This window comes from Brevundimonas vesicularis, assembly GCF_032067225.1.
Taxonomy (GTDB): domain Bacteria; phylum Pseudomonadota; class Alphaproteobacteria; order Caulobacterales; family Caulobacteraceae; genus Brevundimonas; species Brevundimonas vesicularis_F.
In genome coordinates this window covers 36,279-46,619 of sequence record NZ_DAMBJX010000024.1, presented here as the reverse complement: position 1 = coordinate 46,619, position 10,341 = coordinate 36,279, and the positions used below count along the sequence as shown (strand labels likewise).

Sequence of the window (10,341 nt, the reverse complement as noted above, 5' to 3'; positions counted from 1 at the left end):
CTGACCGGCAAGGTCGCCCTGGTCACCGGCGGCAATGTGGGCCTGGGTCAAGGCATCGCCCTGGCTTTGGCGGAGGCTGGCGCCGACATCGTCTCGGTCGCCTTGTCGGAGTCCGACGACACGGTCGCCAAGGTCCAGGCGATGGGCCGTCGCGCCCACGCCATCAGCGCTGACCTGACCTCGATCGAGCCGGTCGAGCGCGTGGTTCAGGAAGCTCTGGCCGCCATGGGCCGGATCGATATCCTGGTGAACAACGCCGGCCTGATCCGTCGCGCCGACGCCGTGGACTTCACCGAGGCCGACTGGGACCTGGTGATGAACATCAATCTGAAGACCGTCTTCTTCATGAGCCAGGCGGTCGCGCGTCTGTTCATCAAACAGGGCGACGGCGGCAAGATCATCAACATCGCCTCCATGCTGTCCTTCCAAGGCGGCATCCGCGTGCCGTCCTACACGGCGTCCAAATCGGGCGTCGCCGGCCTGACCAAGCTGATGGCCAACGAATGGGCCCCGCACCGCATCACCGCCAACGCCATCGCCCCCGGCTATTTCGCCACGGCCAACACCCAGGCCCTGCGCGAAGACCCGGTCCGTTCGGCCGAAATCCTGGGCCGCATCCCGGCCGGGCGCTGGGGCGAGCCGTCGGACCTGGGCGGCGCGGCCGTCTTCCTGGCCAGCCGGGCCTCCGACTACGTCCAGGGCGCCATCCTGCCGGTCGACGGCGGCTGGCAGGCGCGCTGATCCGGAGCTAGCGTTGCGATCATGACCCAGGCTGCATCTTCCCGGCGCATCCTCTGCTTCGGCGAGATGCTGCTGCGGTTTTCGCCCAACGCCAACGAACTGCTGATGCAGTCGCCTGCCCTGACCGTGCGTCCCGCCGGCGCCGAGGCCAATGTCGCCGTGTCGCTGGCCCGCTTCGGCGCGCCGACCGGCATGGCGACGGTCCTGGCCGACAATGCGCTGGGCCGCGGCGTGCGTGACGAGGTGCGCAAGCACGGAGTTGACACCTCTCAGGTCGTCTTCAAACCCGGCCGTATGGGTCTGTATTTCCTGACGCCCGGCGCTGTGCGTCGTCCGTCGGAAGTCCTCTACGACCGCGCCGGATCGGCCTTCGTCGAACATGTCGATACGGCCTTCGACTGGGACCAAATGCTGGACGGCGTCGAATGGTTGCACGCCTCGGGCGTGACGCCGGCGACGGGCCCGAACGGCTCGGCCGCCGCCGTCGCCATCATCGAGGCCGCCGTCCGCAAAGGCGTCAAGGTCAGCTACGACGGCAACTTCCGTGGCAAGTTGTGGGAACAATGGGATGGCGATCCCCCAGCCACGCTGGGCAAAATGTTGGCAGGCGCCACGGTCGCCTTCGCCGACGACCGCGACTTCGCCCTGGTGCTGAAGACGACGTTCGACAGCCCCGATCCGGCTGTGCGGCGTCGTGAAGCCGCCAAGGCCGCCTTCGCCGCCTTCCCTCGCCTGCAACGCATCGCCTGCACCCTGCGCGTTCAGGATAGCGTCGCCGACCAGGCCTTGTCGGCTGTCATGCTGACGCGCAATGGCGGCGAATTGATCGAAACCAAAGCCGAGGCCATTCATATGGCCGGCGTCGTGGACCGGGTCGGCGGCGGCGACGCCTTCGCCTCCGGCGTGCTGTTTGGCCTGTGGAACGGCTGGTCGGATCAAGTGACCCTCGACTTCGGCCTCGCCGCCGCCGGCTTGAAACATTCCGTGCCCGGCGACTTCAACCTTTTCACCGCCGACGACGTGCGCGCAGCCATGGGCGACGGCGGGTTCGATATCCGCCGCTGAGGCTGAGAACATTGAGATTGGGTGGAGGCCGCATGGAGAAGTCCATGCGGCCTTTTTCAATCCCGCCATGGGGCTAGGAAACCGGTGTCAATCATGCTTCAGTGATGGTTCGAAACGGTCAGACGAAACCGTGCGAGAGAGGTCACACCAGGAGTTTCCATGTCCGTCATGTCCATGAACCGCCGCGCCTTACTGGCCGCCGGCGCCGCCGCCACCTTCGTCGCCGCTTCAGGGCCCGTCCTGGCCCAGGCGTTGCCAGAGCGCGCCGCCATTCTGGACACCATGAAGCGCGCCGCCCGATTCATGAGCGAAGAGGCCGCCGTCGAAGGCGGCTATGTCTGGCAATACCTGCCCGACTTCTCGCGGCGTTGGGGCGAGCTTGAGGCCAACCCGACCATGATCTGGGTCCAGCCGCCGGGCACCGCGACCGTGGGCCATCTGTTCCTGGACGCCTATCATGCCACCGGTGACGAATTTTACTATGAAGCGGGCAAGAAGGCGGCAGACGCCCTGGTCAAGGGCCAGCACCCGCTGGGCGGCTGGAACTATGTCATCGATACCGCCGGCGAGGAGTCCCTGAAGCAGTGGTACGGTACGGTCGCCGCCAACGCCTGGCGGTTGGAGGAATTCCATCACTACTACGGCAACGCGACGTTCGACGACGCGGGGACAGCCGAGGCGTCGCAACTGTTGCTGCGGATCTACCTTGAGAAGAAGGATCGCAAATATCTGGCGCCGCTGAACAAGGCGATCAGCTTCGTGCTGGAAAGCCAGTACGAGAACGGTGGCTGGCCCCAGCGCTATCCGTTCGTCGAGAACGGCGGCCTGCACGGCCATGCGGACTATACGCCCTACATCACCTTCAACGACGACGTGGCCGGCGAGAACCTGGAGTTCCTGATCTACGCCTATCACGGCCTGGCGCGGAGCGGTCGGGGCGATGCGAGGATTCTGGACGCCATCAATCGCGGCATGGACATCTTCGTAAAGACCCAGCAGCCGCAGCCGCAACCGGCCTGGGGTCTGCAACACTTCCCCGACACGCTGAAACCGGCGGGCGCCCGGACAATCGAGCCGCAAGCCTTCGTCACCCACACGACCGGCACCAACATCAAGTCGATGATGGGCTTTTATCGCCTGACGGGCGACCGCAAGTATCTGGCGCGCCTGCCGGAAGCGCTGAATTGGCTGGATCAGGTCGCGGCCAAGCCGCCGCTGAACACGCCGGGCCGCACGCACCCGACCTTCATCCTGGAAGGCGCCAACACCCCTATCTACATCCACCGGCGCGGGTCCAACATCGCCAACGGCCAGTATTACGCCGACGACAACCCCACCAATCTGATCGTCCACTACGGCTCGTTCCGCAATGTGGATACCTCGGCCCTGCGCGCGGAGTACGCGCGTCTGTCGGCCATGCCGGTCGATGAGGCCACGCGCGGTTCGCCGCTGAAGGCTCGCCCCGGCTCGCTGAACCTGCCCAAGTACTTCACGCTTCAGGATGTGGACGTGTGGGACATGTCCAGCGACGCTCGTCGCCCGACCGCGCCTCACGCCGGTCGCGCGGCCGAAGTCATGGCCGGGCTGAATGCACGCGGCTATTGGCCCACGCCGCTGACCACGACGTCAAACCCGTATAAGGGCCCCTCGCCCACCGCCGTGACCGGCGGTGAATACCAGATGACCCGCGTCGGCGACCTGTGGGACACCTCGCCTTACAATACCGACTTCCCGGTCGAGGGCGTCTCCACCTCGGTCTTCATCCGCAACATGGGCGACCTGATCGAGTCGTTGGGGGCTTAGGACTGGCGAAAATGTGCGTGATCCCCGCGTTCGTAGCGGGGATCACGAACTGATCCGCGTCAGATCGCCAGCATCTCGCGGGTCATGCCCGCGACCGACTTGGCGCCGGTCAGGGTCATGGCGACGCGCATTTCCTTTTCGAACAGGTCCAGCAGGTTTTCGACCCCCGCCTGACCGTTCGCCGCCAGGGCGTAGATGAACGCCCGGCCCAGCAGGACCGCGTCGGCTCCAAAGGCGATGGCGCGGACAACGTCCAGCCCGTTGCGGATGCCGGAATCCACCAAAATCTTCAGCTCGCCCTTCACCGCGTCGGCGATGGCGGACAAGGCGCGGGCCGAGGACAGCACGCCGTCCAGCTGCCGCCCACCGTGGTTCGACACCACGATGCCGTCTGCGCCGAAGCTGACGGCGTCGCGGGCGTCCTGCGGATCCAGGATGCCCTTGATGATCATCGGCCCGTCCCAGAAGTCGCGGATCCATTGCAGGTCCTTCCACGAAATCGAGGGATCGAAATTATTGGCCAGCCAACTGATGTAGTCGGCCAGGCCCGTCGGCTTTCCCAGATAGGCCGACACATTGCCCAGATCGTGCGGCGTGCCGCGCACCCCGACATCCCAGGCCCAGGCCGGATGGGTCATCGCCTGGACCATGCGGCGGATCTCGGCATTGGGCCCGCTCATGCCCGAATGGGCGTCGCGATAGCGAGCGCCCGGCGTCGGCATATCGACGGTGAAGACCAAGGTCTTCACCCCCGCGGCCCTGGCCCGTTTCAGCGCATTCCTCATGAAGCCCCGGTCCCGCAGCACATAGAGCTGGAACCACATGGGCCGGTCGATGGCCGGCGCGACTTCTTCGATCGGGCAGACAGACACGGTCGACATCGTGAACGGCACGCCGCGAGAGGCCGCCGCCTTGGCCGCCTGGACCTCTCCCCTGCGCGCATACATGCCGGTCAGACCGACGGGCGCCAGGATGATCGGCAGGCGCAGGGTCTCGTCGAACAGCTTGGTCTCAAGGCTGAGGGTGGTCATGTCCTGCAGCACGCGCTGGCGAAGCGCGATGGCCTGCCAGTCCTCGACGTTGCGGCGCAGGGTCTGCTCGGCATAGGCGCCGCCGTCGATGTAGTGGAACAAGAAGGGCGGCAGCTTGCGTCGCGCGGCCTCGCGGTAATCGCCCGGCGAAGAGATGATCACGCGCCCGCCCTACTGGAAGTTGACGAAGGCGCCGCCGTCGACCAGCAGCGCCGCGCCTGACATATAGCCCGCCATGTCCGAGGCCAAGAAGGCGACGACCGAGGCGATGTCCTCCGGTCGGCCGAGACGCCCCAGCGGGATGCGGCCCTCCATGTATTCACGCTTCTTCGGATCGGCGAGGTCGTCCTTGTTGATGTCGGTGGCGATGGTGCCGGGCAGGATCGAGTTGCAGCGGATGCCGTAACGGCCCAGGGCGACGGCGCAGGACTGCATCAGGCTGTGCACCCCTGCCTTAGTTGGCGTGTAGTGGGTCTGCATCTCGCCGCCGACTAAGGCCGAGATCGAACTGATGGCGACGATGGCTCCACCCTCCCCCTGCTTCACCATCTGATTGGCCGCCGCCTGCACCATGTAATAGGCGCCATGCAGATTGACCTCCATCGTCCGGCGCAGAGTCTCGACCGGCATGTCGAGGAAGGCGTGAAACGGACAGATGCCGGCGTTCGAGACGAAGACGTCCACCCGGCCCAGCGCCTGAACGGCGGCGGCGACGAAGGCTGCGGCGCTTTCGGGTTGGGCCACGTCGCCATCGACGGCGATGGCCCGGCGGCCCAGCGCCTCGATCTCGGCGACCGACTCGGCGGCGGCTACCTCGTCTCTGAAGGTATTCAGGGCGACATCAGCGCCTTGGCGCGCGGCCTCGATCGCCGTCGCCCGCCCGATGCCCCGCGATGCGCCCGTGATCAGGACGACCTTGTTTTCAAGCAGCATGGGGGGCTCCGGCGGTGGTTCGGTTTCAGGATTTGTTCGACCAGCCCAGGTCGGCGCTGATGGCGTCGGCGGCCTCGGTCACGGTCTTGGTCAGTTCGGTCATCCGGGCGTCGGACATATATTGCGCGGCCGAGGACACGCTGAGGGCGGCGACGATCTGGCCGTTCACCGAACGGATCGGGGCTGCGACGCAACGGATCTGGTCCTCATTTTCTTCCAGGTCGAAGGCGTAGCCCTTCTGGGCATAGCCATGCATCCGCTCCAGCCAGACGGCGCGGGCCGACGAGTCATAGGTCGCCCCCGGCTCGGCGTAGAAGTCGATCCAGTCCGGCTCGGTCTTGTCCAGGATCAGCGCCTTGCCCAGGCCGGTCGAGGCGATCGGATGACGTTCGCCCAGGCGCGAGCCGATGTTGATGCGCCTGCGCCCCGCCACCTTGTCCAGATAAAGCGCATGGCGGCCGTCCAGCACGCCCAGATGCACGGTGTCGTCAGTCTGGGCCGACAGCTGCTCCAGCCAGGGCCGGGCCACGCGTGGCAAATGCATCTGCTGACTGGCCGCATGACCCAGCTCCAGCAGTTTGGGACCCAGGGAATAGCCTTCGCGCGGGCGGAACGACAGCAGCCGCCGCTCGACCAGGGCCGAGGCAAGACGGTGTGTGGTACTGCGGGTCAGATCCAGCTTTTCGGAAAGCTCCGCCAAGGGCAGAGAGCCCTCGATCAGGGCGTCGATGACGTCCAGACCACGCAGCAGTGTCTGGCTGCCGGACGCCTTGGCGCCGACCTCTTCATCCCCATCGACCTGTGCGGTCTTGATTGACGGCGTTCGTCCCATTTCGTAATCCTCATTCTCAGAATGTAGCAAAACGCGCAAGTCGCTCCGTTACACGGACCTGACTTTGACGCTGCGCACGGAGGAACGCCAGTGAAATCCCGTATTATGGGAGCAAATCACCAAACCTTGGTGATGACGCGATGAGCCGCCTGCCCCGCATCAAACACGTCCGCGCCTTCGTCGTGAAAAACGACGGCACGGGCGGCGGCGCCGATTACCACGATCAGGGCGACGGCCACTGGATCGACGACCACATCGCCACCCCCATGGCGAAATACCCCGAGTACCGCCAGAGCCGCCGCAGCTTCGGCATCAATGTGCTGGGCACACTGGTCGTCGAGATCGAGGCCGAGAACGGCGTGGTCGGGTTTGCGGTCACAACCGGCGGCGAACCGGCGGCCTATATCGTCGAGAAACACCTGGCCCGCTTCCTCGAAAGCCGCGATCCGTCCGAGGTCGAGAAGATCTGGGACCAGATGTATTTCTCGACCCAGTATTATGGCCGCAAGGGCCTGGTGGTGAACGCCATCTCCGGCGTCGATCTGGCCCTGTGGGATCTCTTGGGCCGTCTGCGTCAGGAGCCGGTTTTCGCCATGCTGGGTGGGGCGGTGCGCGACGAACTGACCTTCTACGCCACCGGTGCGCGGCCCGACAAAGCCAAGGAACTGGGCTTCATCGGCGGCAAGATGCCCCTGCACCACGGCCCGGCCGAGGGCGAAGAGGGCCTGCACAAAAACATCGCTGAACTCGAAGCGATGCGGAACGCCTGCGGCGACGATTTTTGGCTGATGTTCGACTGCTGGATGGCGCTGGACCTAAACTACGCCACGCGGCTGTCTCAGGAGGCCCACAAGCTCGGTCTGAAGTGGATCGAGGAGGCGCTCAGCCCCGACGACTACTGGGGCTATCAGGCGCTGAAGAAGAACGCTCCCAAGGGGATGCTGGTCACGACCGGCGAGCATGAGGCCACCCGCTGGGGCTTCCGCATGCTCTTGGAGATGGAATGCTGCGACATCATCCAGCCGGACGTGGGCTGGTGCGGCGGCGTCACCGAACTGCAGAAGATCTCCGCCCTGGCTGACGCCAAGGGTGTGCTGATGATCCCTCATGGCTCGTCGGTCTATTCCTACCACTTCGTGGTGACGCGCCATAACAGCCCGTTCGCCGAGTTCCTGATGATGGCCCCCGGCGCCGACGAGGTCGTGCCGATGTTCCATCCGCAGTTGATCGGCGAGCCGGTTCCCGTGAACGGCCGCCTGAAGGTTTCCGATACCCCCGGCTTCGGCGTCGAGCTGAACCGCGACATCGCCCTGCATCGCCCGTACGCGCGCCCCTAACTTCGCCAAGACGAAAGCTTCTCCGCCACTATGAAACTGCTGCGTTACGGCCCCAAGGGCCAGGAAAAGCCGGGCATGCTGGACGCCGAGGGGCGCATCCGCGATCTGTCGGGCGTTATCTCCGACATCACGCCGGACCAACTGCATGGCCCGGCGCTCGAGGCGCTGAAGGCCATCAACCCGACCACCCTGCCTTTGGTCGAGGGCCAGCCTCGCTATGGCGTGCCGATCAATGGCGTGCGCAAATTCCTGGCCATCGGCCTGAACTTCGCCGACCACGCGGCGGAATCGAACCTGCCGATCCCGGCCGAGCCGGTTCTGTTCACCAAGGCCATCACCTGTCTGAACGGGCCGAACGACGACGTGGTCATCCCGCGCGGCTCGGAAAAGACCGACTGGGAGGTCGAGTTGGGCATCGTCATCGGCAAGCCCGCCTCCTACGTCTCCAAGGCCGAGGCCCTGGATCACGTCGCCGGCTATGTCCTGATCAACGACGTGTCCGAGCGCGCCTATCAGACCGAGCGCGGCGGCACCTGGGACAAGGGCAAGGGCTGTGACACCTTCGGCCCCGTCGGTCCCTGGCTGGTGACAACCGACGAGGTCGGCGACGTCCAGAACCTGGACATGTGGCTGGATCTGAACGGCAAGCGCATGCAGACCGGCAATACCAAAACCATGATCTTCGGCGTCGCCGAGATCGTGTCCTATCTGTCGGAGTTCATGACGCTGGAGCCTGGCGACCTGATCACCACCGGCACCCCGCCTGGCGTGGGCCTGGGCAAGAAGCCGCCGCTCTATCTCAAGGCTGGCGACACGGTCCGTCTGGGCATCCAGAAGCTCGGTGAACAACGCCAGACCTTCGTGGAGTGGACGCGATGAGCGCCTACCAGGGCCGTTTCGCGGGCCGCACCGCCGTCGTCACCGGCGGCGCCTCGGGCCTGGGCAAGGCCGCCGCCGCCCGCATCGTCGCCGAGGGTGGCAAGGTCGTGCTGTGGGACCTCAACGCTGAGGCGCTGACGGCCGCCGCTGCCGAGGTCGGGGCCGTCCATGTGATCGCCCTGGACGTCGCTGACCCCGACGCCGTCGCTGCTGCGGCCGAGGCCTCGGCCCAGGCGCTGGACGGCCGCATCGACATCCTGGTCGCCTCGGCCGGCATCACCGGCGCCACCGTCCCGGTGCAGGATTTTCCGATCGACAGTTGGAAGCGGGTCGTCGACATCAATCTGAACGGCGTCTTCTACTGCTCGCGCGCCATCGTGCCCTTCATGCTGGCCCACGGTTACGGCCGGATCGTCAATGTGGCCTCGGTCGCGGGCAAGGAAGGCAATCCCAATGCCTCAGCCTATTCCGCTTCAAAGGCCGGCGTGATCGGCTTCACCAAATCGCTGGGCAAGGAACTGGCCGGCAGGGGCGTCATCGCCAACAGCCTGACCCCCGCCACCTTCGAAAGCCCCATCCTGGAGCAACTGCCCCAGAGCCAGGTCGACTACATGCGCTCCAAGATCCCAATGGGACGCCTGGGCGAAGTCGAGGAAAGCGCCGCCATGGTCTGCTTCATGGCCTCCGAAGAATGCAGCTTCACTACCGCCTCGACGTTCGACACGTCGGGCGGCAGAACCACATACTAGGACCCGCGCGTGGCTTCGGACCTTCGCATTGTCGACGGCCACGTCCACCTGTGGGACCTGTCGCGTGCGCGCTATGGCTGGCTTCAGGACGATCCCCTGCCGAACAATCCGGCGGGAGACATGTCGCCCATCGCCAACGCAAACTATCTGCTGGACGATTATCTGGCCGATACGGCCGGCTGGCGCGTGGACAAGATCGTTCACGTCGAGGCGGGTCAGTCGATGGGCCAGCAGCTGGCCGAGACCGACTGGCTTCAGTCGATCGCTGATGACACCGGTTATCCGCACGCCATCGTCGCCGGCGCCGATATGCTGGATCCTGACCTGGACGCCCTGCTAGAGGCCCACGCCACCCGCCCGAACGTGCGCGGCGTGCGCCAGATCGTCTGCTGGCACGAGGACCCGCTGAAGACCTACACAGACCGCGACCTGCTGCGTGATCCGCAATGGGTCGAGGGCTTCGCCAAGCTGGCGCACTATGGGCTGTCGTTCGACCTCCAGCTCTATCCATCCCAGATGGCGACCGCCGCCATCATCGCCGCCCGCCACCCCGACATTCCGATCATCGTCAACCACGCCGGCCTGCCGACCGATCGGGACGCGGCGGGGATGGAGCGGTGGCGCACAGGTCTGCGCTTGCTGGCCGCTCAGCCGCAGGTCTCGATCAAGATCTCGGGTCTCGGCATCACCGATCGCGCCTGGACGCCCGACAGCATCCGTCCCATCGTTGTGGAGTGCATCGAGGCCTTCGGGACCGAGCGCGCCATGTTCGCCTCGGACTTCCCCGTCGAAAGCGTCCACGGAACCTTCGAAGCCTTCTATTCCGCGTTTAACGCGATCACGGCCGACTTCTCGATCGACGAACGCGACCGCCTGTTCGCCGCCAACGCCGAGGCGATCTACCGTATCTGACCCATCCGCCGAAGCCGCATCAAGACGGCGAGGCCCGAGGAACACCAGGAGAGTATCCC

The 10,341-nt window shown here is 65.5% G+C and carries 10 protein-coding genes; 7 read left to right on the top strand and 3 right to left on the bottom strand.

What is annotated here, in order from left to right; genetic code table 11:
- From kduD to RT123_RS08165, 3 genes are all read left to right on the top strand, one after another.
- Positions 1-741 (top strand): 2-dehydro-3-deoxy-D-gluconate 5-dehydrogenase KduD (gene kduD / locus RT123_RS08175; protein ID WP_313008683.1); only part of this gene is annotated, 741 nt, incomplete at its 5' end.
- A gap of 21 nt (positions 742-762) precedes the next feature.
- Entirely contained in the window at positions 763-1,806 is a 1,044-nt protein-coding gene (locus tag RT123_RS08170; RefSeq protein WP_313008682.1) for a sugar kinase, read from the top strand.
- A 159-nt stretch (positions 1,807-1,965) separates the two neighbouring features.
- Positions 1,966-3,609, top strand: a complete 1,644-nt coding sequence (locus RT123_RS08165) for a pectate lyase (protein ID WP_313008681.1) — start codon at positions 1,966-1,968, stop codon at positions 3,607-3,609.
- A 59-nt stretch (positions 3,610-3,668) separates the two neighbouring features.
- Here the strand turns inward: RT123_RS08165 and lldD are convergent, their stop codons facing one another.
- Genes lldD through RT123_RS08150 form a run of 3 tightly spaced genes read right to left on the bottom strand, consistent with a single transcriptional unit; the run spans position 3,669 to position 6,405 of the window.
- On the bottom strand, positions 3,669-4,802 hold the full coding sequence (gene lldD, locus RT123_RS08160) for an FMN-dependent L-lactate dehydrogenase LldD (protein ID WP_313008680.1): 1,134 nt from the start codon (positions 4,800-4,802) through the stop codon (positions 3,669-3,671).
- 9 nt (positions 4,803-4,811) lie between these two features.
- Complete coding sequence (locus tag RT123_RS08155; protein ID WP_313008679.1) at positions 4,812-5,573, bottom strand: SDR family NAD(P)-dependent oxidoreductase; 762 nt, start codon at positions 5,571-5,573, stop codon at positions 4,812-4,814.
- 25 nt (positions 5,574-5,598) lie between these two features.
- The gene (locus tag RT123_RS08150; protein ID WP_313008678.1) at positions 5,599-6,405 is read right to left on the bottom strand and encodes an IclR family transcriptional regulator; all 807 of its coding nucleotides are present in this window, start codon (positions 6,403-6,405) and stop codon (positions 5,599-5,601) included.
- 140 nt (positions 6,406-6,545) lie between these two features.
- On the opposite strand from RT123_RS08150, the gene rhmD reads away from it, so the two are divergent.
- Genes rhmD through RT123_RS08130 form a run of 4 tightly spaced genes read left to right on the top strand, consistent with a single transcriptional unit; the run spans position 6,546 to position 10,282 of the window.
- Positions 6,546-7,742 carry an L-rhamnonate dehydratase gene (gene rhmD, locus RT123_RS08145; RefSeq protein WP_313008677.1) on the top strand — a complete coding sequence of 399 codons (1,197 nt, stop codon included), beginning with the start codon at positions 6,546-6,548 and terminating at the stop codon, positions 7,740-7,742.
- 30 nt (positions 7,743-7,772) lie between these two features.
- Positions 7,773-8,621, top strand: a complete 849-nt coding sequence (locus tag RT123_RS08140; RefSeq protein ID WP_313008676.1) for a fumarylacetoacetate hydrolase family protein — start codon at positions 7,773-7,775, stop codon at positions 8,619-8,621.
- Positions 8,618-9,370: an SDR family NAD(P)-dependent oxidoreductase gene (locus RT123_RS08135; protein ID WP_313008675.1), complete on the top strand. Its 753-nt coding sequence runs from the start codon at positions 8,618-8,620 to the stop codon at positions 9,368-9,370. Before RT123_RS08140 ends, RT123_RS08135 begins: the two co-directional genes overlap by 4 nt.
- A gap of 9 nt (positions 9,371-9,379) precedes the next feature.
- Entirely contained in the window at positions 9,380-10,282 is a 903-nt protein-coding gene (locus RT123_RS08130; protein WP_313008674.1) for an amidohydrolase family protein, read from the top strand.
- The last annotated feature ends 59 nt before the right edge of the window (positions 10,283-10,341 follow it).